Raw genomic sequence first — 25756 nt, forward strand, 5'->3', positions numbered from 1 at the left:
GGGTGTAGTAGGGTATATTAGTTTCTACGTGTAGTAAAATATAAGTAGCTTTCTCACTATTCTTATTTTCGTGATAGAGGAAATACTACTGTTTCTGGTTGCCGTTGTGCTCGCCGTGCTGGCCGTTATAGTGTCCCTTGCCTTCATCGCCTCCGGGAAAATGCTGAAGCCTCCACGGAGAACCGGGTCCTGGACGCCTAGGGACCTCGGATTCAACTACGAGCAAGCAGAGGTCAGAACTCCAGACGGTGTGATCCTCAGAGGATGGCTCGTGAAGGGCAAGACGGACAGAACCGTGGTGGCCATACACGGGTACACGTCGAGCAAGTGGGATGAGGGCTACATGAAGCAGATCCTCGAGATCCTGGCGAGGAACGACTTCAACGTAGCGGTATTCGACATGCGCGCTCACGGCGAGAGCAGCGGCGACTACACGACGCTCGGTTACAGGGAGAGCGAAGACGTCATGCGCATAATCGACTGGCTGGAGGAGAGGGGGCTTGCTTCTAAGCTCGGCATCATAGGGTACTCGATGGGTGGGGCTATCACACTGATGGTCTCCTCCATGGACCCCCGCGTGAAGGCAGCGGTGGCCGACAGCCCCTACGTGGACATCAGGAGCTCTGGGAGGAGGTGGGTCGGCAGGGTGAAGGGGTTGATGGGCCTGCTGCTCCGCGCATCCTACCCCCTCATCGTCCGGTTCACTGCTGCGAGGGCCCGGATCAAGACTGAGAGGCTCGTGATGTACGAGTACGCCAGCAAGATAAAGATCCCGCTCCTGCTAATAGCTGGCGAAAAGGACGACCTCGTGGCGCTGGATGAGGTGAAGAGGCTCTACGAGGAGGTGAGGAGGGTCAACGAGAGAGCTGAGCTCTGGGTTACCCCCTCGAGGCACGTTGCGTCGATACTTGATAGCCCGCGGGAGTACGAGGAGAGGGTTGTGGGGTTCTTCAGCAGGTGGTTGGCGTGAGCGGTAGGCGTAGCGTAACCTTGATCCTAGCGTCCCTTTCCCTCCTAGTGCTGTCCTACTTCATGGGCTACTACATGCTTAACCCGATCATGCGCACTCTGCACGAGGAGGGGCTTATCCCTGGTGCCACCGAGGAGGAGTGGAGGTACTACGGAGGCCTAGTAGCCACCCTGCTGCAGGGCGTGGGGCTTGTCCTCTCCTTCGCGTGGGGTGTTTTAGCGGACAAGTACGGTCGAAGGCAGGTGATATTCCTCCTCGGCCTCGTGATGGGCCTGGGGATGCTCCTGGTGCCTACGGCTACTAGCTACAGCCAGCTCCTCGCGTACTTCCTCCTCTTCGGGGTGGGCTACGTTGGGGTGGGGCCGGCTATATACGCTTTCATCTCGGACGCTGTCCCGCCGGAGAGCAGAGGGAGGGGCTACGCCGTTTACTACGTGTCCAGCGTTCTGGCCATGATCCTGGCTATCGTCGTCGCGGGGGTCCTGCTGCCCTGGAGGGTTGCTTACACGATCTCAGGCGCGGTGGTGCTCCTGACTGCCGTGGTCCTCTACTTCTCTTCGAGAGGGATCACGGTGGGGTTCTCGGAGGCCAAGAGGAAGGTAGGGGCCTACAGGTTTAGAGAGGCTTTGCCGAGCATCCGGAAGCGAACAGTCCTCTTGGTCCTCCTCATGATCGTGCCCTGGACGATCCCGTGGGGGATGCTCAGCGTGTGGTCCATAGACTACATTGTGACCAAGTGGGGTGTCACCAAGGAGACGGCGTCCCTCGTGATAGCGCTGGCGACGCTTTCGATAGCGCTTGGGCACATAATAGGAGGAACCCTGAGCGACAGGCTTGTGAGGAAGGGCGACGTGGGCGGCAGGACGAAGGTCTCCATCCTGGGCATCGCAGTCGGCTACCTTGCAATGCTTTCAATGCTCCTCTACCCCTACCCGCGGGGCGAGGCGAGCCTGTCCACTCTCCTCCTGCCGGCGAGCCTAGCGGTCTTTGGGATGATGTTCACGACCTTCGCCTACCCGAACATAAACACCATCCTCAGCGAAGTCGTGGTCCCGGAGCACAGGGGCACTGTCTTCGCCGTCTACAGCATTCTGAACAACCTGGGCTGGACGCTGGGACCTACCTTCTACCCGCTGCTCATGGGATCGGTCTTTAGGAGTAGAGACGTCGTCACCTCAATGACGCTCGCCGCCTCCGTCACTGTCTCACTGTGGTTACTGGCGCTGGCTCTGTGGGTGCTGATACACAGGTCCTACCCTAAGGAGAGAGTGTAGTTTCTCCCTCCTCTACCCTTTCTACCTCCAGTATTTCCAGCCTGCTCTCCCACTCGTCGTAGTAGAGGTTTCTGTCATCGCACTCCACCTCCCCCTGCTGGTTGTCCACGGGGTCAGACCTGAAGTGCTTCTTCGGAGGGTAGAACTGCGTCGAGATGTCTGAGTTAGCCGCGAGCCTGAAGCCCTCGGTCGAGCCGAAGTAGAACTCGGTGCGCCACTCCTCCCCCCTCCTCTTGTTCCCGAAGCTGGGATCCACGTAGACCCACCCGTAGGGCTCGAGGAACATCTGTGCCCAGTCGTGCATGCCGTGCCTGACGGGGTTCATGTACCACCCCGACTGCCAGCGGGCCGGGACTCCGGCGATCCTAGCCATCGTTATGAAGAGAAGGGCCTGCATCCCGCAGTCGCCGCGCAGGTTCCTGGCCACGTACTCGCTTATGTTGTCGTAGAGGGCGTAGTCCTGTGCGAAGGTGTACCTGACGTTGCTCGTTATCCACTCCCATATCCTCTTCGCCCTCAGAAGCGGGTTCTTCTCGCCGCCCACGACCCTCTCAGTTAAGCGCACAAGGTAGTCCGTGAAGGCGATGTGCGGGGGCGTCTCCGCCGTGTATTTCTTAAACACGTCGCTTGACTCGTCGACCCAAGCCTCGCTCGAGTCCAGCCTAGCGCCGAAACCGTAGGAGACGTACTCGTACGTTAATGAGACGCTTCCCTCGCCCTCGAGCTCGAAGTACGCCGTCCGCTGGGGGTGGTCTGGGGGAGCGAGAGCCTTCGGCTCAGGGTGCGATTGGAGGATCCTGAAGCCCCTGTTAATCCCCTCCTCCCTGGGGATCGGGACCCAGACCCTTACCTTCCCGCTGCACGGCTCACGGGGCGCAACCCTCAGCGTGAACCTGACCGTGTACTTGAGGGGAAGGAGGTGGCCTGCCCTGCCCCCCGCGAGGGCCTCCGAGACCCTCATCGCCCTCCTTCTAAGGGACTCTCTAGCGATCTCCTCTAGCTCGCTTACCCTACGTCTCCTTCTCCCCTCAAGCTCGGGGCAAAGCCAGAACATGTTTGGGATGAAGCGCCGGAAGACCTTGACTTCGCCGTTGAGGGTGAGGCTGTCAACGCAACCCTTCGCGATGAGGGACTGGAATTCCTCGAGCGCGAGCGAGGGGAGTTCTTTCGAGGCGAGCTCGAAGGCCTCCTTAACGGAGTACGGGTACTCCCGCGCGAGCCTCCTGAGCCGCTCCAATTCGAATAAGAGCCTGAGCCGCTCCTCCCTCCTCTTCTCCTGTAGCAGGCTCTTGATCTCCTCAACCGCTCGAGCCACGTTGCCTGATTCCAAGAGAGAGTGAACGTGCTCTGGCAGCCTCACCCTCATGAAGTAGAGGACGTTGCTCCCTCCCTGCAGGTCCTCCACGTCTCTAGATGTAGAGCTCTTGCTTTTTAATCTAGCCCTGAAAGGCATCCAGCCTACCGAATCGCAACTTATATCTACTAGTTTCAGGTTGAGTAAGTAAAGGGTGGAAAAATCCGGCTAGCCCTTCTGGGCCCGCCCGGAGTCGGTAAAGGAACCTACGCGGCAATGCTCTCGCAGGCTTTTGGGATACCACATGTTTCCAGCGGTGAGCTACTCCGAAGGGAGGTAGCAAGCGGCACCGACTTAGGAAGACTGGTGTCCAAGTACATGGCTCAGGGTGAGCTCGTCCCAGACAGCCTCGTGAACAGGGTCTTGTTCGAGAGGCTTTCTAAGCCGGACTGCCGGCGCGGCTTTGTCCTCGACGGTTACCCGCGCACGCTGAGCCAGGCAGAGGCCCTGGAGGCTACGTTCCCCCTAGACCTGGCCATCCTCCTTACGGCGCCCCTGGAGGTCGTCGTCGAGCGTCTGGCTGGGAGGCTCTACTGCCCGGCTTGCGGGGAGGTGTACCATGAGAAGTGGAGGCCTCCCGCCAGGCCGGGGGTTTGCGACAAGTGCGGGCACGCGCTCATCAAGAGGGCTGATGACGCTCCAGAGGTGGTTGCGCGGAGGTACAGCGAGTACCTTTCCTCTTCGAAGGCTCTAGCGGAGTTCTACGAGAGAAGGGGGAAGCTCTTCGTCTTTGATGCAAGCGGGGATGCCCGGGTTCTCTGCCCGCGCTTGGTCGAGAAGATCGAGGAGTTGCTCCGGGGGAAGGAGGTGGTAAAGCTTTAAGGCCGTCTTCGCCTACTAGCAGTAGTGATGGGTGGCGAGGCGAGGCTGGGCAGGTTCCAAGTTATGGCTCTGCTCCAGGCTGCCAGGTACTTCCTGCTAACCGGGGACAGGGAGAAGGCGTTCTCGTTCGGCCTCAACAGGGCTATATTCTACGCGTGGGCTAAGCGGCGGGGCGTGCCGGTGGCCGCTTCACGCGAGAGGGTCTCCAGGGGTGCCGAGGTAACACGCGAAGGAGGTAGGGGGGTCGTCTACGTGGGGGACGAGCAGGCCTTCGTCAGCGACAACGGGTGGTTCACGATGGGCGGTGAGGAGCAGAGGCCTGAGGACTTCGAGAGGGAGGTTGCCAGGAGGATAGAGGCTGTCATGCCTTTCGAGGAGGCGTGGAAGCTTGCACTGGACTACGTCTCGAGCTTTGACAGGAGGGTTCTCCTCTCGCAGAGGGAGTTCTACGAGAAGGTTTACTTGCCTGTTCGGGACTCATTCCCAAACATTAGCTTGAAGAAAGGAGGGGGGCAGACAACGCTCTTCTAGGCTCAGACTCCGCCGTAAGCCTCACCGCTCGGCTCTAGCGAACCTCATCCTCCACTTTTATGGGTAGACGCTAGATTAAATGTATTTCCTCGTCGTCCTCATCCATTTTGAAGAGGTTGAGGAACGCCCCCCAGATGAGCAGGTTCTTTTCCGCTTCCTCGGATCTACCCGGGTAGTACTTCTCCACGATGCTCTTGAACTCCTCAACGCTGATTTTCTTCTTGGTCTTCAAGATGGAGACGAGCTCGTGTAGTGGCTCGATTTTCGATACAGCGTTTTTTAAAAGGTACTTCAGGCTCTTCGGGTCGCTTTTGGCAACCTTTTTACCCAGATCGGTCAGCGAAAGGTTCCCCTTATCGGATTTGACAAGCCCTAAGGCCTCGGCAACGTCTATCGCTTTAGGCAGGATCTCCACGTTCTCGAAGACCGCGTCGCCCACGTACATGGAGTCTACGCTACCTCCTAGGCTGTTCAGCACCTCGACGAGCCCGAGGATGTGGTCAGGGGTCACGTCGACAGGCAGCAGGATTTTCTCCTGCCTGCTACGGCTAGGATCCTCGGACACCTACCTGAGTCACCCGCTATTACGATTTATTATGAGCTACATTTTTTAAGTTTTCTATCTCTAAAACCCAAGGTAAAGAAGGGTGGGTGGCGTGCCCATATGGGTAGACCTGCTAGCCTCGGTTGCGGCAAGCCTGAGCAGGATGATTGCCGCTTACGTGGTCTCCGTCATACTAGCCCTAACCGTTGGAAGCTTGATGGCCAAGAACAGGACTGTTGAGAGAATCCTCCTACCCGTCCTCGACGTCCTGCAGTCGATCCCCATCCTGGGCTTCTTCCCGGCTGCCCTCGTGTTCTTCGTAACATACCTTCCGGGTGGGATTGGAGTGGAGGCGGCCTCAGTCTTCTTAATAGTTACCAGCCTCGTGTGGAACATGATCTTCGGTGTCTACTCCTCTGTTAAATCCTTGGACCCTCAGTTCGAAGACATGGCCAAGGTTTACGGCTTCGGGCACGCCGCCCGCTTCTTCTACATATACACTCCGGCCTCTAGGAACTCCCTAGTGGCGAACAGCCTCGTCTCGTGGGCTGGGGGCTGGTTCTTCCTAACGTCCGCCGAGGTCATTTCCCTCGGAAGCGCAGAGTACCGGCTGAGGGGGTTGGGGAGCTTCATACTGGATAACTTCAACGCCGGTAACCTTATCGGGTTCTACCTCGGCGTTGCCGCGCTTTTAACAGTCATCGTAGCCACGTACATCCTGGTGTGGAACCCGGCGGCTTCGATCGTTCTGGGCAGAAGCCTCCCGGGAGTAGTTCGCTCCTACGAGGCCATTCACTTATTGGTCGCTTCACTGTGGAGCCGTCTAACCGAGGCTACGATACGTATTGAGAAGAGGTTTCTGGAGAGTAGGATTCTTTTAGCCTCCGCGAAGTGGCTCGCGCTGCTCGCCGTGGCATGCGTGCTTGTCCAAGCCCTGCTCGCGGCTTGGGGGCTGCTCTCAGGAAGCGTCTTCGCGAAAGTAGTCTCTGTTCTTGTTGAGCTCCCCTTAAGCCTGGCTCGCGTGGCTCTCGTTGTGGTGTTCTCCTTCGCCACGTCACTCCTAGTGGCCTACTTCTCGTACCGCTCACGCGTCTTCAGCGCGGCAATGACCCTTGGGGGAGAGCTCCTCGCGTCGATCCCCGCTATCGTGTGGTGGCCTCTCCTCGCGGGAATAGCCCTTGGAAGCAGATTGGGATCGTACGCTGTCTCCTTCATCGTTTTCCTCCAGGGGTCGTTCTGGTACCTCTACTTCAACATCCTGGTTTACGGGCTGGGTAGCATCAGGAAGGATTTCGAGGAGCTTGCCAAAGTGTACCGCTTCGGCGCGCGGCACTTCTTCAGATACATCTTCGTCCCCTCCCTGCTACCCTCTGTTGCCGCAGGGGCGTTAAGCGCCTGGGGTGGCGCGTGGAATGCTAGCGTGGTAGCCGAGTACGTGGAGGTGGCGGGCAGGACGATAGACCTGGGTGGAGTGGGCGCGCTGCTCAACCGGCTCACGGTCTCCGGCGACACGCTGGGTTTGACGCTCTCAGCGCTTATGCTTTCACTGGTCATCGTAGCGGTTAATAAGACCCTTTGGTCTAGGTTCTTCAACTACATAGAGGGCAGGTACGCGGGTGAGTGAGATCATGAGCGTTACAGCTACTCACAAGGGAGGCATCCTGGCGCTGAGGAATATCGAGAAAACCTTCGCCGAGGACTCGAAGAAGCTAAAAGTGCTCGATGGCATCTCCCTGGAGATCGGCGAGGAGTTTGTCGCAATCCTGGGACCATCGGGTTGCGGTAAAACAACTCTCCTGAGGATCATCGCGGGGTTGGAGAAGCCTGACTCCGGGGTTGTGGAAGTTCAGCCTGCAGGCGCGAGGATAGGATTTATCTTCCAGTTCCCCACCTTGCTGCCGTGGATGACCGTTCTCGAGAACGTGGCGCTTCCACTGCACGTTAACGGGCTTTCGTGGAGCGAGGCTAAGGAAAAGGCCAGAAAATACCTCACGCTGGTCGGCCTGCAATCCTTCGAGGACTTTTACCCGAGGGAGCTGAGCGGCGGGATGAAGCAGAGGGTGAATGTTGCTAGAGCACTGGCGATCGAGCCTACGATCCTGCTTATGGACGAACCGTTCTCAGCGCTGGACCCGCTCACCGCCGAGACCCTCCGCTCGGAGATCCTCGACCTCTGGACGTGGGGCGTCACGACAGTCAGAACGATCATCATGGTGACCCACAGCGTAGATGAGGCGATATTCATGGCGGACAGGATCGTCGTCCTTACAGCTAGACCTGCTAGGGTGGCCGGGATAGTCAGCGTTGATATTCCAAGGCCTCGCGATCGCCGGTCGCAAGAGTTCCAGAAGCTTGAGGACAAGGTCTACGAGCTCATAAGCGCCTGACATCCCCCGCCTTAAAAGGCGATGCTTTCAGCTGTAAACCACCTTCCTATACCTCCCTTAAAGCCCGTTCTACTCACGCACGAAAAACCGGGATGTGGGACCACCTCACTCGCCGGCTTCTCGTGTATCTTTGTCGGGCAAGGCGAGACGTTTTTAAAAAAACCTGGGTAGAGAAACGTTCTCAAAAGCCATCTCCCGTTTCCCGGCAGGGGGAGAGAGGCTCGATCGAGAGGTACTCTGTTTGGATGTTCGCGGCCTCGATTACGAGAGCTCTTCCCGGCCTGTTTCCGGGCCTGTAGGCGTTGTGCCACTCCTCGACGACGTAAACCTTACCCTGTTCCATCCGCACCTCCTTCACTTCGAGGCCATCTTCTGAGAGAACCAAGTTTATCTCCCCGTCGAGAAGTATGAAGAGCTCTGGTCGGTCGTGCTTTTCGAGGACGACGACCTCTTCCAGGGAGGCGTTTTCTGGAACGTATATCCCCGCTCTCCAGCACTCGTCATCGGTGAACACAATGCTCCATCGGCTTTGGTACTCGCGTGTATCTATGACTTTCATCGCTTCAATAAGAGGCGTATACCTTTGTAAAGCTTTGCGGCTAAAGCTCCTCGCCGCCGACCTCTGGGGCTTTTTCAACAAAAGATCTGCCCAGCTTCCCGGCGATCTCAGCGGCTTTGCTCTCGAGAGCGGTCATCCTGTCTGAGAGCTCCTCCGGCGTGGTGGCGTAGAGGGTGAAGACTACGGGGACGCCTTTACGCCCCATGAACCTAGCGTCGAGCCTGATGAACGCGCCCTCCGCCTGGCTTGAAAGCTCCTGAACTAGCTTTTCAGCCTCCTCTATCGCCCCGTCGAAGCTGAGGGTGAAGGTCAGGGAGTACTTTTTGCCCGTTTTCTCCCGGAAGAAGTCCTGTATACCCATCTCAAAGCACTCAACGGCCTCCTCGAACCTAGGCGGAGTGGCTGCGATGAACTTGTCATCCATCAGGCTGAACGCCACGAAGCCCGGTACCGGCCCCCTCTCGTTGGGGACTATGTAGCTGAACTCCGGGACTGTGGCCTTTTCCTCGAGATCCCCCGGGACGTTCACGCTGTCCGAGTAGTACATTCTGACCCTCTCAAGCGCTTCGCTGTTCACCTCGACGCCTAACCCCAGCGCCTCCGCTATTTTCTCGACGACTTCCCGGTAACCCGCTCCTCCGACGACTAGTAGCGCGTCGTTCTCGCTTAAAAAGGCACGGATTCTTCCCAGCTCCCCACTCTTCAACACGTAGTGGCTGACCTCCACACCTATAGCTTTCAGGTAGCCCGTAAGCCACCTCAGGGCTGAAGCGGGGTTTGAAACGTTCTCCAGAAGCACTAGACCCACCTTCAAGGCTCAGCACCTCTACGCAATGCCTTCAGCTACCAGCCTCTCTAAGGCTTCCCGGGGGTGCTCGTACTCCAAGAGGCGGAAGTTCTCCCACGTGATGCCACGTATAAGAGACGACAGGCTATCCGCCCTCTCGCGCTTCACAAGCGCAACAGTCTTCTTCCCCTTTAGCAGCGCGTAAGCTATCTCGAACCCAACGCCTAGGCTGGGATAAGAGACCTCCGCGATTAAGAGATCCGAGTCGTCAAGCAGCTTCACGTCCCTCTTGAAAACCTCCTCGTGCGTGAGCCCCTTGTCCGTGTCGAGCATCTCATCTGCGACGTGTTTAGTCAGGACGGTGTGCCCTCTAGCTTCCAGGAGCTCGATAAGCTCCCGAACCTCCTTCAGCGCCCCCCTCACTCCTCTCATGGGAGCTGCGAAGTAGATTTTTGCCATTCCCCGGCACCCCACTTGTAGCTCACAGGGAGCTTTGTGGTCTCCTTCACGCTCTCAAGGACAACAGAGGTATATGTCTTTTCCACGCCCTCCACATTTCTCAGCTTACTCACAACGAAGTCCCCCAGCTCGTCCACGCTTTCAACCCTGACTTTCACAAGTATGTCCCACTCACCCGTGATTATGTGAACTTCCTGCACCTCGGGAAACCTTGAAATCACCTCCGCAACCTTCCTCTGGTCGATCCCCTGCGTCCTAGCGAAGCTTACGAATATGAAGGCGACAGTCGGGAAGCCGAGCTTCTTCGGGTCTAAGACAGCCCGGTAGGCTTTTATGTAACCCTCTTTCTCGAGCCTCTTCAGCCGGGCGTGTACGGTGGTTATAGGGGATCCTATCTTCTTGCTCAGCTCCTTTATCGTGAGCCTGGCGTTTTCCTGAAGAGCTTCCAGGATCGCGATGTCCTTGTCGTCGAGCATCTTTTTCGGCTTGTAGGAGGGGCTGTGTAAAATATATGTTTCGATTCTCTAGGTTTTAGAAAACTTTTTCAGAGAATTTTTAAAGGTTGTATTTGCCGTAGATGTCCTCGAGGCGTTCTAGGATACCCGTTACCCCTCGGGAGCGCCTACTCCTCCTCAGAATCCTCTTCGCTTCCCTCAGTGCTAGGAGCGCAGCCTGGTACTCCGCCTCGCGCTCTATCTGAAGCAGCACTTTCCTGACAACCTCGATCGCTCTGAGTATGGTTGCCTCCTCGGGCAGGTCTATGTTAAACGAGACGTAGAGCGAGTCCTCGGCGAAGTCCACGTAGAGCTCGCTGATGTAGCCAGCGTCTTCTGCCTCCTCCAGTACTGTGGACAGAGCCTCCATGTAGGCGTAGAAGCCGATGTAGCTCTCCCACGTTTGAGGCCACTCGTTTAGCTCGACGCGCGCGTGGCCTTTCCCAATCTTTACATCGAAGAAAAGCCTTGAGGAGTACCTCAGCGTGTAGACTATGTTCTCCTGCATTCTCTCAACAGGCTCTATGTAGACACCAGGAGGGATCTCCTTGAGCCTCAGCCTTCTCAGCCTCCAGAGAGGGACGGGAACGGTGTCGCCTACCCCCTCGTACACGCTTCCGTCGATATCAAGGTAAAGCACGTCGCCCTCCTCGGAGAAGAGGGCCTTTATCTTCCCGCTGGCCACGAGCTTCGAGGGGGACTCGCGAAACTTGTCCATAACTGTTTCAAGCCTTCCTTTATGGGCTAAAAGGTCATATTAAGGCTTACCGTTAAGGCCGCGCCTGGCGCATAGCGAGGGGGTAGGGAGAGATTATGCAAGCCCGCCTGGTCGGTGAGGCTGTAGTCGGCAGCATTGTGTACCTCTGTCTCCCCGGGACTACACAGATCGGGCCTTGCAGAACCCATGGAACGGCTGCGAGTCCGAGGGGGAGGTAACGTCGAGTCAAGGGAAACGGCGGAGGCAGAAAGGATAAGAGATGAAGCTATATATTCCAGCGTGCGCAGGAAGTGGAGACTGCAATGGCTAAAGTGGTAAAGGCCGTCTTCTTCGATATGGGTGGCACGCTGGTCTACGACGTGGGCTTCGAGGAGGCTCTCTCGAGGAACTTAGCGAGCTTTGTGGAGAAGAAACTCGGGCTTCGGGTGGAGCGGGAAAAGGTTTTAAGCCTGTGGAACGGGGCCGGCGACTCGTGGCGCGACGTTGAGCTTTGGGACCTGGCAAGGGCGATGCTCTTTTTGCGTGAGCTCGGTGCGACTCCTAGGCCGACTCTGGCTGAAGAGCTTTACGCTAGGGTCCTCAAGTCGTATGTAGAGGGGTTCAGGCTCGAACCTTGCGCTGAAGAGGTCTTTTCGAGACTGAAGGAGATGGGTTTACTGCTTGGGGTGATAACGAACGTTGGTAGCTATGAGATAGTGTCTCGTAGACTTGCTGAAGTCGGGCTTCTAGACTACGTTGACGTCCTGGTAGCATCGCAGGCTTTTGGCTGGAGAAAACCTTCCGAGGAGATCTTCAGGGTCGCCTGCTGGCTAGCAGGTCAAGAGCCCTCGACGTGCGTGCACGTCGGCGATGACCCTGTTGCCGACGTTCTGGGGGCGAAGAAGGTTGGAATGAGGGCAATTCAGGTCCTGAGGGTTGCGAAGTACAGGTCGGATGACGCCGACGCTTACGTCAACTCTGTTTCGGAGGTTCCATCGGTGGTGAGGTCCTGGCTCAGCTCGGAGTAATGCTTTCCGTAGAGAAGGCTCAGAAGCCCGGACAGAGCATCTGCGAGTCTGTAGGCGAAGACTGCGATAATCAAGGAGTTCTCGCTGAGGGATTTCCTCCTCGTGATCTCGCGGCAGAGGTTACTCGCGTAAACGCAGAGGTTGATATCCGTTGGGGGGAGCTCTAGGGACCCGTTTCGGTACACCGAGATCACAGCGCCCTGCGCGCCGCCCCTAACTGCATCATCCCGCATTCCAAGGACGTTCAGCGGCGCAGTACGTGGGGCTCTAGCTATAGCTACAACGGCTACGTTCGCGTTAAGCTCCTGCGCGTCGCTGAGAAAAAAAGACGACACGCCTCTGCTCAGCAAGGTGCGTTCAACAGCCTCCCTACCCTTGGGGGAGATCCTGACCCCGGCTCTCCTCTTTTCAACGAAACCTGCCTGAGAGAGCTCCAGGAGGATCCTCCTAACCCTGCCCTCTCCTATTCCCAGCTCCTCGGAGAGCTGCGCTCTTCCGATAAACGACTTTGAGAAGTAGAGAAAAAGCAGTACCAGTACATGCTCTTTAGAACTTCCAGTGCTCATACCTCCAGACTATCGTCTCCCCGCTCACCAATTTATACCTATCAGCGGCGACCTCACCCGCCACGAGAGCCCTCTTGCCTTCATCGAACCTGTACCACATCCACGAGTACCCTTCGCTCTGGGACACTATCTTCTCTTGAACAGAGTTTACAGACGTGACGTACGCCCCCATGGACGACAGCTTGTACTCCACCTGAGCGACGCTCACGAGAGCTGTGAGTGCCGTGGACCCCTGAGGCAACGGGGTGTTGTTAAACCACACTAACGTCCCGTTTCCGTAGTCAATTCCTATGTTGACGAGAATCGCCTTGCCCCCCAGCGATCCGACTTCGCGTCTGAGATAGCTGTTCTCCAGGTAGAGATAGCTGGCCACGCTTGTTGCAGCAATCGCCCAGATCAGCAACACTAAGAGCAAAATGTTCAGCTTTTTCTGCGACACAAGAGCATTGGTTGATTATCCATTATTTATACTTTTCTCTTCGATAACTCCTCTATCAGCAGGATTGCTAAAAGCGACGTGGAGCCTTCGGTGAGTGGGCCTACCCCCACAAGGTAGCCCCCCATCACAGGGAGAAACTCCCCAATGAGGCCTGTAAGAAATGCTTCAAGTGGACCAACCCCGAAGAGTACGTAGAGGATAGCTGAAGTAAGGATGTCAAACGAGAAAACGAGTATATATGTTGCAACAAAGTTGAAGGTTTTCCCAGCTCCTGGGTGGTAAACCCACCTGTAGAAAGAGGCGAAAAGTCCTGCAAGAGTAGCGTTCACGAGCGTCCAAGCTCCGGGGAAAATAATGAGGTCTGAAAGCGCATACGACAGAAAACCCACCAGGAAGCCGACCCGTGCTCCAAAGAGAACTGAAGAGACGAAGGCAAAAGCTAGAGGGATATTTATGAATTGTACAGCGGTTACAGCATTCTTTGAAACCCGGAACGCGACGCTGAGTGAAGTAAAAGTAGCCGTAAGGGCTATCTCTTTAGGTTTCATCCGCGAAAATGGATAAACATCCATTTTATAAGTTTTTCGACGAATTCTGTGCACCGCTTCCCTAGACAGTACACAGTTAGAGACAGTAGAAGCAAAAAGAGTAGAATGATGATAAGAGCGGTGAGAGCATAGTAGGATCTAGCGTAGACTTCCAGAAGGACTGGACTGTTGAAGCCTGTCAAAGCCGCAGCTATGTTAACTATGCTGATCACAAGCATAAGCGTAAAGGCAAAGAAGAGGAGGATGAGCAGGATTTCAGCGGGAAGCCTCAAGGTTCTATCCCTGTGACTCGAGCCAGGAGAGTATGGACGCAAACTGCTCCTGCGTGATGCAGGGCTTCAGCTGCAGGCATCCAGTTATGACGAGGCCTTTTCTGCTATCTTTGTTCCAGAAGAATAGCGTAGGAGTACCTGTGTATCCGATGTTTAGCAGTTGCTGGGCGTTCTGCTGGACCTCAGCGACCGTGCTGTTAGTGCAAGCGAGGGCTTTCTCCACGATCGTATCCTGCAAGTATCTCAACGCTATTTTCCTGGCGTCGCTCAGGGTTGTCGATACACCGCTCGCGTAGAGGTCATGGGTGATGTTGAAGTACGCTGACGGGTCTCTTGAGTAGTTGTAAACGCACCTCGTAAACGCGTGCATGTCTGTGACCTCTGGGTGTACTATGAGGTCTACGAAGACCAGGCGAATCCTGTTTTCCTTGACCAGGGACTGCAGGTAGCTACCCATGTTCGTGATGAGGTCTGCGCAGAAGGGGCAGTGGTAGTCCTCCAAGATGTACAGCGTAATGGGGGCATCCTCCCCGTATGCTACGCCGTTCTCGAGAAGGCTCGGCGGTGGGCTATGAGTTTCGTAAACCCCTATGTTCAGGTACTCCATCAAGGAGCTCTGAGTGTTGTTTGAAAGACCATATATGTTGTCTCGGAGCTTCACGAGGTACGGCACCCCCTCGGAGAGGTTGAAGTCCGATCTGAAGACGACTGCAGGCAGAGTCTGCAGTGGCACCCCCAACTCTTCTGGCCTTGACGTCGAGATCTTCGATATGTTGGCCAGCGCTACCTGGGTGAGCAGGTCCCTGAGCTGCTGCTCGCTGATGTTGATTTTCGCGAAAGGCGCTGAGCTCTCGACGATCACAGCTTCAGCGGTGGCTCCGAAGCTAGGGCTGACACCCTGGTAGTAGGCTAGGACGGCGGATATCGAGGGGGAAATCACTTTGTACTCGCCTACGCTCCCAGAGGTGAACTGGGCCAGAGCCGGGAGGTCCCCTTTGTAGAGCAACGCAGGGTATACTCGCAGCCTCTGGGACAGTGACGAGGCTGGCACGGGACATACCGGCGTGTTGATGATGTTTATCCCGTAGTAGCTCTGCAGGATAGACTTGAACGCCGAGGTGATAGAGTCCATCGCGTTCTTCTGCTGCTCGTTCTCGTACACGTAGACCAGCGAGGGTGAGGGACAACCCGGCGCCTGAGGCTGCGTAGATGGGAGCGGTATTAGGCCCTTAAGCGTGAAGAACGCGAGTAAGCCGATGGCTACCAGCGCGGTAGCTACTATCAACAGCACGTGCTCTTTTTTCATCGAGCTTTCAGTCCTCGGAGCTGTAAGAGCGTAGCCTGTGAAATAAACCTGTCTGCCAGCCTAACCGCCTCAGCAGAGAGAAGATATATAAATCATTTTCAGCAATTTTTTTACGTGAGTAAAGTCCTAGGCCTCTCCAAGAGGATAAGCAGGCTGGACTACCCTATAAGGAAGTACAACGCGCTTGCGAGGAGCCTCGAGGAGAAGGGTGAGAAGGTCATTTATCTCAACATAGGTGACCCGCTGAAGTACGACTTCCAAACACCGAGAGAGCTCATCGAGGAGGCCTACCGCGCGATGCTCGAAAACCACAACTACTACGCTTCATCGGAAGGTGTCCGCGAGCTACAGGAGGCGATCGCGTACAAGGAGAAGGTGTGGAACGGCGTCGAAGTTGAGAGCAGGAATGTTCTCGTGACGAGCGGCGTGTCGGAGGGTATAAACGCCCTGTTCGCCGCGCTTGTGGACGATGGCGAGAAGGTTCTGATACCTGATCCCAGCTACCCCCTTTACATAAACTTCGCAGACTTCTACAACGCGAACAAGGTGTTTTACCCGCTGGTAGAAGAGGAGGGATGGGTACCTGACACGGACAGGCTTCGGAGGCTTGTAGATAATAACGTTAAGTTCATAGTGGTGAACAACCCGCACAACCCCACTGGCGCTGTGTACCCCGTGAAGACGATCAAAGAGATCCTCGACATAGCCGCGGAGTGGGACATCCCTGTCGTCAGCGATGAGATCTACGACGCGTTGACTTTTGAAGGCGAGTTTGTGAGTACCGCTAGGGTTGCAAGCAAGGACAACGTTGTGATAGGACTGAACGGCTTCTCGAAGACCTTCCTCGCCACGGGGTGGAGGCTCGGCTACGTGTACCTCAAGGGGCCTGAGGAGAAGGTTTCGCAGATCCGCTCAGCTATTCTGGCTTTTCTGATGACTAGGCTTTCCGCGGTCACGCCGTTGCAGGTCGCGCTGGCTAGGTTCGCCAGGAGGAAGCCACTGTTCCTCGAGGAGGTTAGGAGGAAGATGGATGAAAGGAGGAGGTTCACCTTTAAGCGCCTCAACGAGATCCCGGGCTTCCGGCTCCCCGTAGCCCCGGCAGGCGCTTTCTACGCTTTCCCCCGTGTAGAGGCTAACATGAGTGACGAGGAGTTTGCCAGGCGGCTACTGCTGGAGGAGAAAGTCTTCGTGGTCTATGGCTCCGGCTTCGGGCCCGTTGGTGCAGGCCACGTAAGGCTTGTGTTCCTGCCGCCGCTTGAGGTGCTAGAGGAGGCCTTCAACAGGATCGAAAGGTTCATGAGAAGAATTCAGCGCACATCTTAGCCTCACTCCCGTGAGCGCGCCCTCACCCCTAAGGAGACAACGATCATATTAAAGCCCTTACTCTTGCTAGGTCGGTGGGATCTACCCGCAGAGCATCCCGGTGAACTGGTTTCCCGTGGGCTGTTTAGATCCGGAGGGGTTTCCCGCGAAGGATTAAGGAGTAGCGGCTCAAGGCGTGACCTGTATGCCCCTTCTCTTGGCTATTTCTTTAAGGTCGGCATCGTACGTGGCTAGGACCGCGCCGAGGCGCTGGGCGAGGACTAGGATTATGTAGTCGTTTATCATAGTTGGGTCTGCGCTGTCCTCTTTCATCCACTCAAGAGCCTTTAGAAAAACCTCACTGTTCTCGCTGATGTAGATGAAGCGCGTATCCCCGAAGTATTCCTCGAGCTTCTCCCTGACGACGTCTAGGTCTATCTTAAACTTCGTCAGGAGCAACCACAAGTACTCGTGGAGGACAATGGATGCCATGTACACTCTGTCTGCATCATCTAGAAGCTCGGACGCTTCAGCGTGTTTCTCGCTGTCCTCGAAGGTGTCGTGGAGCAGAATGTCTGTGTCTACGACAAGCCTGGTTACGTCTCCCATCTGGCCACCACCAGCTCATCGAGGGCTTCCTTTATTAACCTCTCCATCTCCTCTGTTGTTACCTGCCGCCCTAGTTTAAGTGGTGCTCTCTTGCTCCGAAACCTGAGAACCAGGTTTGAGCCCTCACGGGTTATGGTTACGTACGAGCCGGGCGCTACCCCTAGCTCGTTTAGAAGGGGTGCCGGGATCTTTAAGGTGCCGTCTTCGCCTAACCTAACTATGTAGCGTTTACGCGCAGGCACAAGAGGCTCATAGCATTCGCGGCTTTTATACCTTAGCCGGACGAGATAACGTTTTAATGAGACGTGCTACATGCTAAACTAGGTTTACGCGGATGTCGGAGGCAAGGACTTTCGAGCTTGACGGTGTAAAGTTTACGCTCCTAGAGGGTTTCAAGGACCTTTACAGAGTGCTGGCTGCGCAACCAGTCGGTGAAAGGTGGGATGTGCTCGCGGTAGACGAGTACATGACTGCTGAGATCGTGTCGATGGGCAACGTGGTAAGAGTAGCTTTATACGCTGAGGTCAATACCGAGAAGATTCCCGAGCAGGTACCTGCGGATCAAGACATTGAGGTTGAGGCGGAGCCTGGAAAGGTAAAACTGCGCTTCCTAGCTGATTACACGTTTCAGGGCAGGACTACTGCGTTAGCCATAGTGAACCGCGTGAACAAGTTTAGGGGAGTACTCTCATCCATTCTGAGCTCTTCGAGGTAGCCTGTACCTTATATTCCCGGGAGGGCGCCGGTCTTTACAAGCGAGTAAAGAAGCCTGTGCGTACCATGATTCGGTGAAAGTTTCAGCCTTCGATTCACGCGGCATTAGAAGGGATAAAACTAAATTTGGCGTTTACTTTCACTAAAAAAGAAGTTAACGTGCAGAAAGTGAAGACCTTTAGTGATGGGCCTTAAATAAGCAGGATCAATCCTACCCTTTGGGTGGAAATCGTGCCGAAACTTCGCTACGCGCCTGCATGCGACGTGGAAGCCATGGCTAAAGACATCGTCGAGAAGCTGGATATGAGGTGGATTAGATTAGAGCATGTCAGGTTCGTAAGGAGTATGGGATCAAAGAGCTCGGCTACCGCGAGGATTTACGGGCTCCCGAAGTCGTTTCAGGTCGCGTTTAACCTCCCCCCGCTTTACGTCATCGAAGTGATCTCCGAGAAGTTCGACGTGCTCCCAGCCGAGAAGCAAGTGGAAGTTTTAGTACACGAGCTACTTCATATTCCCAGCAGTTTCTCAGGAGGCCTCCGACCTCACGGCAAGGCTGTTAACGATAGAGTCGTCCGCCGCCTTACAGAGAAATACCTCTCAAAGTTAGCTAGGCGATGATGTCTGCTTCAATAGGCGTACCTTTGTACTCGCTGGTTACCGCCTCGAGAAAACTTTGAGCTTCGCGAATCACCCTCTCAATATAGCTCAAGTCCAGGCACTCGCGGAAAGCATAGCTCACCTCCAGCCCTAACACACCCTCATCCAATCTTATAACGTCAACCGACGCGGGCTCGGAGATCATTGAGGAAATCTTCCCGGCCAGCTGGTGGGGGTCTGCATCTCTCAGTACAACCGGGATCACTACGCGCAGGCTTCCTTCATCTACCCTCATTAGTATGGGTGAGCACCGACCACCGCACCAGAGCAGTATTATTGTCTTAGCATCCTCTGAGATGATGTTGAAGTACCCTATTCCTTCAAGCTCCCTACTAAGCTTCTGCACAACCTCCTCGGGCTGACAGCTTGACACAAAGTTTAATACACAAAGTTATTAATAAACGTTTTTCTGGACTAACCGGGGAAGAACTCTTCCTCGGGGTCCGGGAACTCCCCCCTCGTTCTGTAGCGCTCGATTACTCGCGTCGACAGCCACGGGTACTCGCGCTCGTCGGTCACCAGCAGGGCTCCGAAAGGCATTTCGGGATTCGTCAAGTATATTATCTCGTATACTAGTCGTTCGAGGTAGCTGGGCGGCTGACCAAGAACCACAGCGCTGGATTCCCCTACGAGCGCCTCGTACATGTAGGGAGCCTGTATCATGGTTCTGGCCGTGGACTCCCCCTCTTTACCGCTGAAAACGTAGAGTTTTAAAGGTACGAGCTCTGGGTTTAGCCTGAAAATCACTCTGTTGTGAGACCATAGGTTGATCACGTGTGTACGGTAGTGGTAGCTCATCAGCTGCCTGCTGGGGGGCTCTATCTTGAAGCTCTCCTTGATTAAGTTCGACATCTCACTCAGCTTCGTGTAGGCGTACTTCATCTTGAAGTAGAGCACTGTAAGGTCCACCCAGTCGACCCACTTTCTCTCCTTCGGTTTCTCCGGAACCCTGGACTCAGCGATAACCTCAGACAGTTTTTCTGCCGTTGGCACCACCACGTTGATACCTGGCACATACCTCGTGAGCTTACCGCTAGGCAACCAGTACTTCACCTCATAGGTTTTCAGAACGTAGACCGGCTCGCTCCTGAAAGCTGATACGTAGTCATACACGTACTTCTCCGGGACCAGCGCCTTAACTCCTATGAGCTGCTTCTTCCCGAGTAGCTTGTACACGGCCTGCGTGTAGAGGGGAACTTGCTTCAGCTCCCGCTGCTCGAGTATCACAAAGACCGATTGGAAGCCCATCATGTCGAAGTGCGGCACGAAAGATATGCCTATGTTTAGCCTGCTGAGCCTTTTCACAACATCGATCACCGTGCTGTAGGGCAGCGGGGCCAGCTCCGAGATCTTCGAGACGGTGAGCGCCCTCGCCGCGGCTGAGACAACTTTCCACTCATTAGGGTTCAGCTTCAGGGAGAGACCGCTTCTCGCTATTGCTCCGAGGGAAGCCTCGCTTGCATACATTCATGCGTCCCTGCGAGTCACGTCGTAAAAGCGTTTAATAAAAATATCCTTTTTATTTCGTGTATAGACAAAATGTAAAGCTACCAGCCACCCCAGGTAAAGTATATATCGGAATACGAGAAAGATCCAGTTAGCGGGAGATGAGCCAGAGAGCTTCCAGGAGAACCTGCCCCCAAGGCTACTTCGTCAACAAAGTAGCTGATATTATAGCTAGGGGGGCTAGGCTCGAAGAGCTACAGGCGGTTGCCCTCGAGATCGTGGTCAGCGAGGTACACCTCAGGGGTCTTTTGGAGGTTAGCGCTGAGGAGGGGGTGCGGGAGGATGTCGAGTCGTTTCTCGAGGAGATAGATAGGGCCAAGAAGATGATTTATAGAGCATATAGGGTTTTCGTGTCTGAGGCTAAGCGGACGAGGGTGGTTAAATGGAGGTAGAGAGAGGCGTTGAGAGGATTCTTTCTGAGGCCTCGAGGGACGTTAAAAACAACGTGATCGACCCCCAGCAGATGCGGAACCTGGGGATGGTTCTTCTGTCTATGGGCATTTTGACGGATCAGAGCTACTTTTACGTGCTGAGCAATGCTCTGTACACTCTCGCCGATGCGATGAGCTCCTTCATGAGAGTTTCCTCAATGCCTCTCTCCCTCGAGTACCGTGGCAGAACAGAGAAAGTCCTCGAGGAAATGAAGGATGAAATCTCCCAAGCGTTAAAGGAAATGTCGGATGCCATCAAGGAGCGAGACTCGTGCAAAGCCATGAGCTCAGCCGCCGCTCTGCTCAAGCTGTCCTACACTATCAACAACCTCGCGGAAAACCTTAAGAACATAGTTGTGGTAGGCCCAGAGGAATGAGCACCAGCAGCGTCGAGTTGGAGGTTAAGTTCAGGTGTAAGGATCTCAACGAGCTGAGGAAAAAGCTCTTAGATATGGGCGCGAAGCCGATCGACAGCGTCGAAATGGTGGACGTTTACCTCCAGCACCCATGCTGGAACTTCGCTGAGAGGGATGAGGCCCTGCGAGTACGGCTCATACGCTCTTCCCAGTCTCAGGGTGAAAACGTAGAGATCACGTATAAGGGGCCCCGCTCGCAAGGCTGGGCTAAAGCCAGAGTAGAGCTGGTCGTAAAGGCAGACAACTTCCAAAGAACGCTTCAGGTCTTCGAAAGCCTAGGCTTCCGGGAAGTTGCCCGCCTAGCAAAACACAGGGAGTTCTTCGAGATAGATAATGTCGAGGTGTCGCTGGACATGGTCGAGGGGCTGGGAGAGTTTGTTGAGCTTGAAGACCGGGGAGCTGGAGACGAGGGCTTAAGGAGAGTTGCTGAGAGGCTCGGTCTCCGGGATCTTGTCCGGGAGACGTATTTGGAGCTGTATTTGAAGAAGATGGGGGCCAGAGCCCCTACCTAACGGCTCTCCTCACCGTATCATAGACGTTAAAGAGTATGAGCACTGTGAAGACCGCATCGTACACCACACCTGCATTCGCAGAGTCTAAAGCCATAGTTAACAGACTCAAACTTGTCCTCCGGAGCGCGAAGTAGGCAACCGCTAGATAGATAAACCTCATAAAACCCTGCAGAGCGATCGAAACCTTTTGAACGTCGATTTGCAGGCCTAGCGACACCACAGCCGCAAGCGGGGGGACCAGTTTCTCGGACTTGTAGATAAAGAGGGCAACTAGGGTCACGACCACGGCATCGCCCACCTGGAGCCTTGACGACTGAGGAATGGATATCCAAAGTCCTGTTGAGAAGAGGAAGAGAAGAGCTGCTAGAATGGCGAGAGCGGTCAGCCCCTCCAATGCAAGCCCCTTAGCACTCTTAACGTTGGTCATAACCACGCACACCTAACCCTTTCTCACAGCGTTAAAATCTTTGCCGGGGCAGTACCACCCGTAACTGGAGACGTACTCTACAAGACCGGTGATGTTTCTCTCGAGGAAACCCTTAGCCAGGTCCCTGTCTCGAGACTCAAGAACCTCCAGCCCCCTCCTGTACTCCTCGTCCCTAGCTAGGTGCTCGTGGAGCTTGCTAACGTCACCCTGGTGGAGAGCAGCTAGGCACAAGGCTTCCAGAAGCTTCGCCTTATAGCGGTTGCAGAGCCGGTGTTCGCGGGTATATATTCCGTAGTGGGGGAGCGCGAGCCGCTCGGGGTTGAGCCTGAGTATACGATCAATGGTGGCTAGAGCTTCGCTCCCAAGGAAGGGAGGAGGCGTCAGTAAGAGGACGTTTCCGTCGTAGACCTCTCCGAGGGCATCGCCTGGGAAAATCGTCCCGTCCTGAAGGTAGTAGCACACCTGGTGGCTTGCGTGACCCTCGCAGTTCACGACCTCCACGGTGAGGCTGTCAAGCTCGACTCGGCTATCACCTCTTACCTCTTCGACGACCTCAGGATCAACGGGTTTCGGCTTACCCCAGATGAGAGCCCTCTCGCCGAGAACGGAGAGGCTAGACTCCCAGAGCCTTGAGGGGTCTAGTAGGTGCTTAACTCCTCTCTCGTGCACGTACACTCTCTCTACTTTGACGTGCTCAAGCAGATGCCCTAGACCGCCCGCGTGGTCGAGGTGAACGTGAGTTACGAATACGTATACCTTCTTTTCTTCTCTGCCGGCTAGCTGCTTCAACAGAGAGGCAATGGTCGAAGCCGGGCCTGGGTCGAACACCAGGAGGCTCCTCTCGGTCTCAACGATGTAGCTCGCAAGGAGACCCGGGTGCTCTGAGTCCAGGTCGACCAGCGTAATGTGCATAATGTTTTCTCCCAGTCTTCGCTTTTCCCTGATTTAACCTTATCTTTATAAGGCAACGTGTTTCCTGGTTTACGAGTGCGTATGCAAAAGTACGATATCGTAATCGTTGGTGCCGGTATAGCAGGCCTGACCGCAGCCCTGTACGCTGCGAGGCAGAGGCTTTCGACGCTCGTCGTTAGCGCTGACCTAGGCGGCCAGCTTCTCCTAACTTCAGAGATACAGAACTTCCCCGGGTTTATGAGCATCAGCGGACTGGAGCTTATAAAGAAGGTAGAGGAGCAGGCGCGCGCTTACGGCGCACAGATCGTCTTCGATGAGGTGACGGGTATAGAGGAGAGAGACGGCGTCTTCCTCATCAAGACAGCTACTGGGAATGTTTTTCAAGCTGACGCCGTGGTTCTCGCTTTCGGGAAGTCGCCTAAAGAGATGGGCGTCCCAGGGGAGAAGGAGTTCAAGGGAAGGGGCGTGTCCTACTGTGTCATCTGCGACGCGCCGCTTTACCGTGGCAAAACCGTTGCCCTGGTGGGTTGGGGGCTACACAACTACGAGAACGTTATAAGGCTCCGCGACTACGCGAGCAAGGTTTACTGGGTTTTCCCGGGCGAGAAACCGCTGGACGACGAGGAGCTACTAAAGGAGGCCCTCAGCAAAGGAAACGTTGAGCTGGTTTCAAACTCTGCTCCCGTGGAGGTAAGGGGGTCTAAGAAGGTTGAGGCTCTCCTGGTGAAAGACAGGAGAACGGGGGAAGTCAAGACTCTGCAGGTTGACGGCGTGTTTGTAGAGATGGGCTACGTTACGAGGACGGAGTTCCTAAAGGGTTTTGTCGAGCTAAACGAGAACGGCGAGATCATCATCGATAAAGAGTGCAAAACCAGCAGGCCGGGGGTGTTCGCGGCCGGAGATGTTGCAGGCATGCCCCACAAGCAGGCAGTCATCGCGGCTGGAATGGGGGCCTGCGCGGCCCTCAGCGCCTACGCCTATATAATGAGCAAGCGTGGGAAGAAGGTTTCGAGCACGTCTGATTGGAGGCACCTAGAAATCCCAGGGAAGAAGGAGAGCAAAGGGCTAGTGCTGAAGATCTCTTAGAAGAAGTACTCGAACTCCCAGTTCCTCTTTCTATAAGACCCCCTTATATTCAGCTTGTAGCCGCACCTTGGGCAACGGTTGTCGTCTGTCAAGTTCCACTTGGTGATGAAGAAGCCTCTCCTCTCGATTACCTTGTAGCCGCATCTCGGACAGTATGTGTGCTCGAGAGGGTGGCCCCACACGTTCCCCACGTACACGTGCTTCAAGCCCTCCCCCCTTGCGATCGAAGCCAGCTGGTCCAGTTTCTGGACATCTGTAGGCGGGTAGTCTATCATCTTGTAGTGGGGGTAGAAGCGCAGGAGGTGGAATGGGGTCTCGACGCCCAGGTTGTCCGCTATCCAGCGCGCAAGCTTCTTTAAGTCGTCCTCATTGTCCCCGACGAGGGGGACTACGAGGTTAGTAATCTCAACGTGCATTCCTTTTTCCTTCATAGTCAGTAGGGTGTCGTAGATGGGGCTGGGGTCCGGAACGCCCATGAACTTCCTGTAGAAGTCCGGGTTGCCGCCTCCCTTGAAGTCAACCGTGGCGGCGTCCATGTACTTGCTCAGCTCTTGCAAAGCCTCCTGCGTCATGTAACCGTTCGTAACCATGGTGTTGAACAAACCGCTGCGCTTAGCGAGCTTCGCGGTGTCCAGCATGAACTCGTAGAAGATCGTTGGCTCGTTGTAGGTGTAGGATATGCCGTCGGCCCCCAAACGGAGAGCCTCGCTCACGACCCGTTCAGGCGTGTACTGCATCCCGTAGAGGCCTTTTTCCAGCCTGCTCTGACTGATCTCCCAGTTCTGGCAGAACTGGCAGAAGAAGTTACAACCGGGCGTGGAGATGGAGAAAACTGCGCTACCGGGGTTGAAGTGTGAGAGCGGCTTCTTCTCGATGGGATCAAGGTTGGCTGCGGTGAGCAGCCCGTAAACGTAGGTGTAGAGTCTTCCGTCAATGTTTTTCCTCACACCGCATACCCCGAAGCGCCCGGGCGCTATTACGCAACGGCGGTGGCAGAGGTTGCATCGCACATACCCAGGCTTCCCCTCAACCCTCTCCCAGAACAACGCCTCCCTCACGTTAGGTCTAGACTTAGAGTCCATTACGTGTTTGATTCGCGGAGGGCTTCTTTAAACCTTCCGCCGAGCCTCAACTATGCCCTTGCGTCAGTACGAGCTCTGCGCGGGAAAGCAGTATTGCTCAATGCCCCGACCCCGGGACCACTGAGCGAGATGAGGGAGGAGCTTTCTCCGCTCATCGAAAAAGAGGTCAGGAAGCGACGCCGCTCCGAGTGCGTTCACTCGAACACTTCCTCAACGTCCATTAAATCTCTGAGAAAGCGACTCTCCCTTATGAAGCTCCTTAGGCGCGAGGCTAGCTCTCCAGCTGCTGCGAAGCCGTTCAAGAGCAGGTACAGCTTGCCGTCTCTCTTCTCTAGACCCACGTAGAGTCCTTCCCCGTAAAACACGTTTCCCACAATCTCCGCTAATTCGAGAACGTCGCCCGCGGCCTCGCCCAAGCTGGACGGCAGGCATGCAGTTTGCGTTCCCGCTACTAAAGCGTCGATCATGCATTCGAAGAACTGTTCGAGTTGGAAGCCGCTCAGACCTAGCTCACTTAGGATATCCAGAGCAAGGTTGATTCTAGACGATATGTGGTCTGCCTTTCGCTCACCAAGCGACGTGATACGCTCTGAGAAGCTGAGGTATTTGCTGTAGCCTATTGTGCTCACGTTCCTCTCAAACCACCGGAGGGCAGTGGCTTGGGCAGGAACCTGGGGGCCTCCACCGAGCCTCCTGACCCTGCTCAACGCTCCATCCAGAGTCATTCGGTCGAGGATGACTAAGAGCATCGCTGCCACGGTCCCGCTCCTGCCGATACCACCCATGCAGTGCACAAGCACCGTTCCCCCGCTCTCAACCTCCCTTTTCGCGGGCTCCACCACCTTGTAGAAGACAACCTCTGGGGACCTGAACGAAAAATCGGGAATCGGGAACACCAGCCTCTCAACCCCTTGAGGAACATCGTAGCTACACTCATTCTCCGTTAGGTCCACCACGAGGCTGAGTCCCTGGTCCCGCAGAACCCTTAGCTCTTCGGATGATGGACACGAGGACCAGTACACTTGAGGCCTAAGTACCCTGAACCTCGACACGGGAGCTAATCGT

Annotated in this window: 33 protein-coding genes; 14 read left to right on the top strand and 19 right to left on the bottom strand. The window is 55.5% G+C overall.

What is annotated here, in order from left to right:
* Positions 1 to 70 precede the first annotated feature (70 nt).
* Positions 71 to 970 (top strand): alpha/beta hydrolase, encoded by a 900-nt coding sequence (locus tag MOV14_RS02920; RefSeq protein WP_318537740.1) that lies wholly within the window; start codon positions 71 to 73, stop codon positions 968 to 970.
* The gene (locus MOV14_RS02925) at positions 967 to 2244 is read left to right on the top strand and encodes an MFS transporter (protein ID WP_318537741.1); all 1278 of its coding nucleotides are present in this window, start codon (positions 967 to 969) and stop codon (positions 2242 to 2244) included. The genes MOV14_RS02920 and MOV14_RS02925 overlap by 4 nt, the downstream gene beginning before the upstream one ends.
* Here the strand turns inward: MOV14_RS02925 and MOV14_RS02930 are convergent.
* Complete coding sequence (locus MOV14_RS02930; RefSeq protein ID WP_318537742.1) at positions 2228 to 3649, bottom strand: transglutaminase-like domain-containing protein; 1422 nt, start codon at positions 3647 to 3649, stop codon at positions 2228 to 2230. The two genes, MOV14_RS02925 and MOV14_RS02930, sit on opposite strands and share 17 nt — an antisense overlap.
* 126 nt (positions 3650 to 3775) lie before the next feature.
* Between MOV14_RS02930 and MOV14_RS02935 the strand changes: the two genes are divergently transcribed.
* Both MOV14_RS02935 and MOV14_RS02940 read left to right on the top strand, forming a co-directional pair.
* The gene (locus tag MOV14_RS02935) at positions 3776 to 4420 is read left to right on the top strand and encodes an adenylate kinase family protein (protein WP_326403759.1); all 645 of its coding nucleotides are present in this window, start codon (positions 3776 to 3778) and stop codon (positions 4418 to 4420) included.
* 27 nt (positions 4421 to 4447) lie between these two features.
* Positions 4448 to 4951 carry a hypothetical protein gene (locus MOV14_RS02940; RefSeq protein WP_318538120.1) on the top strand — a complete coding sequence of 168 codons (504 nt, stop codon included), beginning with the start codon at positions 4448 to 4450 and terminating at the stop codon, positions 4949 to 4951.
* Positions 4952 to 5021: 70 nt separating this feature from the next.
* Here the strand turns inward: MOV14_RS02940 and MOV14_RS02945 are convergent, their stop codons facing one another.
* Positions 5022 to 5516 carry an AAA-associated domain-containing protein gene (locus tag MOV14_RS02945; protein ID WP_318537744.1) on the bottom strand — a complete coding sequence of 165 codons (495 nt, stop codon included), beginning with the start codon at positions 5514 to 5516 and terminating at the stop codon, positions 5022 to 5024.
* Between the two features lie 91 nt (positions 5517 to 5607).
* Here MOV14_RS02945 and MOV14_RS02950 point away from each other — a divergent pair, with 91 nt between their 5' ends.
* Both MOV14_RS02950 and MOV14_RS02955 read left to right on the top strand, forming a co-directional pair.
* Entirely contained in the window at positions 5608 to 7119 is a 1512-nt protein-coding gene (locus MOV14_RS02950; RefSeq protein WP_318537745.1) for an ABC transporter permease subunit, read from the top strand.
* Between the two features lie 4 nt (positions 7120 to 7123).
* Positions 7124 to 7882: an ABC transporter ATP-binding protein gene (locus MOV14_RS02955; protein ID WP_318537746.1), complete on the top strand. Its 759-nt coding sequence runs from the start codon at positions 7124 to 7126 to the stop codon at positions 7880 to 7882.
* Positions 7883 to 8063: 181 nt separating this feature from the next.
* Here MOV14_RS02955 and MOV14_RS02960 read toward each other — a convergent pair whose 3' ends face one another.
* The 5 genes from MOV14_RS02960 to MOV14_RS02980 all read right to left on the bottom strand — a co-directional run bounded on the left by MOV14_RS02960 (position 8064) and on the right by MOV14_RS02980 (position 10899).
* Complete coding sequence (locus MOV14_RS02960) at positions 8064 to 8441, bottom strand: cupin domain-containing protein (protein WP_318537747.1); 378 nt, start codon at positions 8439 to 8441, stop codon at positions 8064 to 8066.
* Positions 8442 to 8481: 40 nt separating this feature from the next.
* Positions 8482 to 9255: a hypothetical protein gene (locus MOV14_RS02965; RefSeq protein WP_318537748.1), complete on the bottom strand. Its 774-nt coding sequence runs from the start codon at positions 9253 to 9255 to the stop codon at positions 8482 to 8484.
* A gap of 12 nt (positions 9256 to 9267) precedes the next feature.
* Entirely contained in the window at positions 9268 to 9687 is a 420-nt protein-coding gene (locus MOV14_RS02970) for a nucleoside 2-deoxyribosyltransferase (protein ID WP_318537749.1), read from the bottom strand.
* Positions 9657 to 10163, bottom strand: a complete 507-nt coding sequence (locus tag MOV14_RS02975) for an Lrp/AsnC family transcriptional regulator (protein WP_318537750.1) — start codon at positions 10161 to 10163, stop codon at positions 9657 to 9659. The genes MOV14_RS02970 and MOV14_RS02975 overlap by 31 nt, the downstream gene beginning before the upstream one ends.
* A 79-nt stretch (positions 10164 to 10242) precedes the next feature.
* The gene (locus tag MOV14_RS02980) at positions 10243 to 10899 is read right to left on the bottom strand and encodes a hypothetical protein (protein WP_318537751.1); all 657 of its coding nucleotides are present in this window, start codon (positions 10897 to 10899) and stop codon (positions 10243 to 10245) included.
* A gap of 302 nt (positions 10900 to 11201) precedes the next feature.
* Between MOV14_RS02980 and MOV14_RS02985 the strand changes: the two genes are divergently transcribed.
* Positions 11202 to 11906 carry an HAD family hydrolase gene (locus MOV14_RS02985; RefSeq protein WP_318537752.1) on the top strand — a complete coding sequence of 235 codons (705 nt, stop codon included), beginning with the start codon at positions 11202 to 11204 and terminating at the stop codon, positions 11904 to 11906.
* On the opposite strand, the gene MOV14_RS02990 is transcribed toward MOV14_RS02985, so the two are convergent.
* From MOV14_RS02990 to MOV14_RS03005, 4 genes are all read right to left on the bottom strand, one after another.
* Positions 11846 to 12472 carry a DUF4443 domain-containing protein gene (locus tag MOV14_RS02990; RefSeq protein ID WP_318537753.1) on the bottom strand — a complete coding sequence of 209 codons (627 nt, stop codon included), beginning with the start codon at positions 12470 to 12472 and terminating at the stop codon, positions 11846 to 11848. The two genes, MOV14_RS02985 and MOV14_RS02990, sit on opposite strands and share 61 nt — an antisense overlap.
* Positions 12453 to 12911, bottom strand: coding sequence for a DUF4430 domain-containing protein (locus tag MOV14_RS02995; RefSeq protein WP_318537754.1), 459 nt, complete (start codon positions 12909 to 12911; stop codon positions 12453 to 12455). The genes MOV14_RS02990 and MOV14_RS02995 overlap by 20 nt, the downstream gene beginning before the upstream one ends.
* A 26-nt stretch (positions 12912 to 12937) precedes the next feature.
* Entirely contained in the window at positions 12938 to 13459 is a 522-nt protein-coding gene (locus tag MOV14_RS03000; protein WP_318537755.1) for an ECF transporter S component, read from the bottom strand.
* 276 nt (positions 13460 to 13735) lie between these two features.
* Entirely contained in the window at positions 13736 to 15037 is a 1302-nt protein-coding gene (locus MOV14_RS03005) for a DsbA family protein (RefSeq protein WP_318537756.1), read from the bottom strand.
* A gap of 114 nt (positions 15038 to 15151) precedes the next feature.
* Here MOV14_RS03005 and MOV14_RS03010 point away from each other — a divergent pair, with 114 nt between their 5' ends.
* A complete protein-coding gene (locus MOV14_RS03010) occupies positions 15152 to 16360 on the top strand; it encodes an aminotransferase class I/II-fold pyridoxal phosphate-dependent enzyme (RefSeq protein ID WP_318537757.1) in 1209 nt (402 codons plus the stop codon).
* A 168-nt stretch (positions 16361 to 16528) separates the two neighbouring features.
* On the opposite strand, the gene MOV14_RS03015 is transcribed toward MOV14_RS03010, so the two are convergent.
* Both MOV14_RS03015 and MOV14_RS03020 read right to left on the bottom strand, forming a co-directional pair.
* Positions 16529 to 16948, bottom strand: a complete 420-nt coding sequence (locus MOV14_RS03015; protein ID WP_318537758.1) for a PIN domain-containing protein — start codon at positions 16946 to 16948, stop codon at positions 16529 to 16531.
* On the bottom strand, positions 16936 to 17190 hold the full coding sequence (locus MOV14_RS03020; protein ID WP_318537759.1) for a hypothetical protein: 255 nt from the start codon (positions 17188 to 17190) through the stop codon (positions 16936 to 16938). The genes MOV14_RS03015 and MOV14_RS03020 overlap by 13 nt, the downstream gene beginning before the upstream one ends.
* 92 nt (positions 17191 to 17282) lie before the next feature.
* Here MOV14_RS03020 and MOV14_RS03025 point away from each other — a divergent pair, with 92 nt between their 5' ends.
* The gene (locus MOV14_RS03025) at positions 17283 to 17663 is read left to right on the top strand and encodes a hypothetical protein (RefSeq protein WP_318537760.1); all 381 of its coding nucleotides are present in this window, start codon (positions 17283 to 17285) and stop codon (positions 17661 to 17663) included.
* Between the two features lie 230 nt (positions 17664 to 17893).
* Complete coding sequence (locus MOV14_RS03030; RefSeq protein ID WP_318537761.1) at positions 17894 to 18280, top strand: putative metallopeptidase; 387 nt, start codon at positions 17894 to 17896, stop codon at positions 18278 to 18280.
* On the opposite strand, the gene MOV14_RS03035 is transcribed toward MOV14_RS03030, so the two are convergent.
* Together MOV14_RS03035 and MOV14_RS03040 are read right to left on the bottom strand one after the other, a co-directional pair.
* The gene (locus MOV14_RS03035; protein WP_318537762.1) at positions 18270 to 18692 is read right to left on the bottom strand and encodes a hypothetical protein; all 423 of its coding nucleotides are present in this window, start codon (positions 18690 to 18692) and stop codon (positions 18270 to 18272) included. The genes MOV14_RS03030 and MOV14_RS03035 overlap by 11 nt on opposite strands.
* A 41-nt stretch (positions 18693 to 18733) precedes the next feature.
* Positions 18734 to 19786 (bottom strand): hypothetical protein, encoded by a 1053-nt coding sequence (locus MOV14_RS03040; protein ID WP_318537763.1) that lies wholly within the window; start codon positions 19784 to 19786, stop codon positions 18734 to 18736.
* A 140-nt stretch (positions 19787 to 19926) separates the two neighbouring features.
* On the opposite strand from MOV14_RS03040, the gene MOV14_RS03045 reads away from it, so the two are divergent.
* The 3 genes from MOV14_RS03045 to cyaB are packed head-to-tail and all read left to right on the top strand — an operon-like array spanning position 19927 to position 21184.
* Positions 19927 to 20217: a hypothetical protein gene (locus MOV14_RS03045; protein WP_318537764.1), complete on the top strand. Its 291-nt coding sequence runs from the start codon at positions 19927 to 19929 to the stop codon at positions 20215 to 20217.
* Complete coding sequence (locus tag MOV14_RS03050; RefSeq protein WP_318537765.1) at positions 20208 to 20633, top strand: hypothetical protein; 426 nt, start codon at positions 20208 to 20210, stop codon at positions 20631 to 20633. The genes MOV14_RS03045 and MOV14_RS03050 overlap by 10 nt, the downstream gene beginning before the upstream one ends.
* On the top strand, positions 20630 to 21184 hold the full coding sequence (gene cyaB / locus MOV14_RS03055) for a class IV adenylate cyclase (protein WP_318537766.1): 555 nt from the start codon (positions 20630 to 20632) through the stop codon (positions 21182 to 21184). Before MOV14_RS03050 ends, cyaB begins: the two co-directional genes overlap by 4 nt.
* On the opposite strand, the gene MOV14_RS03060 is transcribed toward cyaB, so the two are convergent.
* Complete coding sequence (locus MOV14_RS03060) at positions 21177 to 21611, bottom strand: hypothetical protein (protein ID WP_318537767.1); 435 nt, start codon at positions 21609 to 21611, stop codon at positions 21177 to 21179. The two genes, cyaB and MOV14_RS03060, sit on opposite strands and share 8 nt — an antisense overlap.
* Positions 21612 to 21623: 12 nt before the next feature.
* A complete protein-coding gene (locus MOV14_RS03065) occupies positions 21624 to 22523 on the bottom strand; it encodes an MBL fold metallo-hydrolase (RefSeq protein WP_318537768.1) in 900 nt (299 codons plus the stop codon).
* Positions 22524 to 22604: 81 nt separating this feature from the next.
* Between MOV14_RS03065 and MOV14_RS03070 the strand changes: the two genes are divergently transcribed.
* Complete coding sequence (locus MOV14_RS03070; protein ID WP_318537769.1) at positions 22605 to 23609, top strand: NAD(P)/FAD-dependent oxidoreductase; 1005 nt, start codon at positions 22605 to 22607, stop codon at positions 23607 to 23609.
* Here the strand turns inward: MOV14_RS03070 and amrS are convergent.
* Together amrS and MOV14_RS03080 are read right to left on the bottom strand one after the other, a co-directional pair.
* Positions 23606 to 24691 (bottom strand): AmmeMemoRadiSam system radical SAM enzyme, encoded by a 1086-nt coding sequence (amrS, locus tag MOV14_RS03075; RefSeq protein ID WP_318537770.1) that lies wholly within the window; start codon positions 24689 to 24691, stop codon positions 23606 to 23608. The genes MOV14_RS03070 and amrS overlap by 4 nt on opposite strands.
* 194 nt (positions 24692 to 24885) lie before the next feature.
* Complete coding sequence (locus MOV14_RS03080; RefSeq protein ID WP_318537771.1) at positions 24886 to 25743, bottom strand: protein-tyrosine phosphatase family protein; 858 nt, start codon at positions 25741 to 25743, stop codon at positions 24886 to 24888.
* Positions 25744 to 25756 lie beyond the last annotated feature (13 nt).

It is taken from the genome of Infirmifilum sp. NZ, assembly GCF_022693705.1.
GTDB lineage: Archaea > Thermoproteota > Thermoprotei > Thermofilales > Thermofilaceae > Thermofilum.

What these genes read in the sequence shown, in the direction of transcription:
- amrS (WP_318537770.1), bottom strand. Translation starts at nt 24,691, where the DNA reads ATGGACTCTAAGTCTAGACCTAACGTGAGGGAGGCGTTGTTCTGGGAG.
- MOV14_RS02960 (WP_318537747.1), bottom strand. Translation starts at nt 8,441, where the DNA reads ATGAAAGTCATAGATACACGCGAGTACCAAAGCCGATGGAGCATTGTG.
- MOV14_RS03070 (WP_318537769.1), top strand. Translation starts at nt 22,605, where the DNA reads ATGCAAAAGTACGATATCGTAATCGTTGGTGCCGGTATAGCAGGCCTG.
- MOV14_RS02970 (WP_318537749.1), bottom strand. Translation starts at nt 9,687, where the DNA reads ATGGCAAAAATCTACTTCGCAGCTCCCATGAGAGGAGTGAGGGGGGCG.
- cyaB (WP_318537766.1), top strand. Translation starts at nt 20,630, where the DNA reads ATGAGCACCAGCAGCGTCGAGTTGGAGGTTAAGTTCAGGTGTAAGGAT.
- MOV14_RS02980 (WP_318537751.1), bottom strand. Translation starts at nt 10,899, where the DNA reads ATGGACAAGTTTCGCGAGTCCCCCTCGAAGCTCGTGGCCAGCGGGAAG.
- MOV14_RS03000 (WP_318537755.1), bottom strand. Translation starts at nt 13,459, where the DNA reads ATGAAACCTAAAGAGATAGCCCTTACGGCTACTTTTACTTCACTCAGC.
- MOV14_RS02975 (WP_318537750.1), bottom strand. Translation starts at nt 10,163, where the DNA reads ATGCTCGACGACAAGGACATCGCGATCCTGGAAGCTCTTCAGGAAAAC.
- MOV14_RS03040 (WP_318537763.1), bottom strand. Translation starts at nt 19,786, where the DNA reads ATGTATGCAAGCGAGGCTTCCCTCGGAGCAATAGCGAGAAGCGGTCTC.
- MOV14_RS03065 (WP_318537768.1), bottom strand. Translation starts at nt 22,523, where the DNA reads ATGCACATTACGCTGGTCGACCTGGACTCAGAGCACCCGGGTCTCCTT.
- MOV14_RS02990 (WP_318537753.1), bottom strand. Translation starts at nt 12,472, where the DNA reads ATGAGCACTGGAAGTTCTAAAGAGCATGTACTGGTACTGCTTTTTCTC.
- MOV14_RS02985 (WP_318537752.1), top strand. Translation starts at nt 11,202, where the DNA reads ATGGCTAAAGTGGTAAAGGCCGTCTTCTTCGATATGGGTGGCACGCTG.
- MOV14_RS03005 (WP_318537756.1), bottom strand. Translation starts at nt 15,037, where the DNA reads ATGAAAAAAGAGCACGTGCTGTTGATAGTAGCTACCGCGCTGGTAGCC.
- MOV14_RS03050 (WP_318537765.1), top strand. Translation starts at nt 20,208, where the DNA reads ATGGAGGTAGAGAGAGGCGTTGAGAGGATTCTTTCTGAGGCCTCGAGG.
- MOV14_RS02940 (WP_318538120.1), top strand. Translation starts at nt 4,448, where the DNA reads ATGGGTGGCGAGGCGAGGCTGGGCAGGTTCCAAGTTATGGCTCTGCTC.
- MOV14_RS03015 (WP_318537758.1), bottom strand. Translation starts at nt 16,948, where the DNA reads ATGGGAGACGTAACCAGGCTTGTCGTAGACACAGACATTCTGCTCCAC.
- MOV14_RS03060 (WP_318537767.1), bottom strand. Translation starts at nt 21,611, where the DNA reads ATGACCAACGTTAAGAGTGCTAAGGGGCTTGCATTGGAGGGGCTGACC.
- MOV14_RS03045 (WP_318537764.1), top strand. Translation starts at nt 19,927, where the DNA reads ATGAGCCAGAGAGCTTCCAGGAGAACCTGCCCCCAAGGCTACTTCGTC.
- MOV14_RS02955 (WP_318537746.1), top strand. Translation starts at nt 7,124, where the DNA reads ATGAGCGTTACAGCTACTCACAAGGGAGGCATCCTGGCGCTGAGGAAT.
- MOV14_RS03025 (WP_318537760.1), top strand. Translation starts at nt 17,283, where the DNA reads ATGTCGGAGGCAAGGACTTTCGAGCTTGACGGTGTAAAGTTTACGCTC.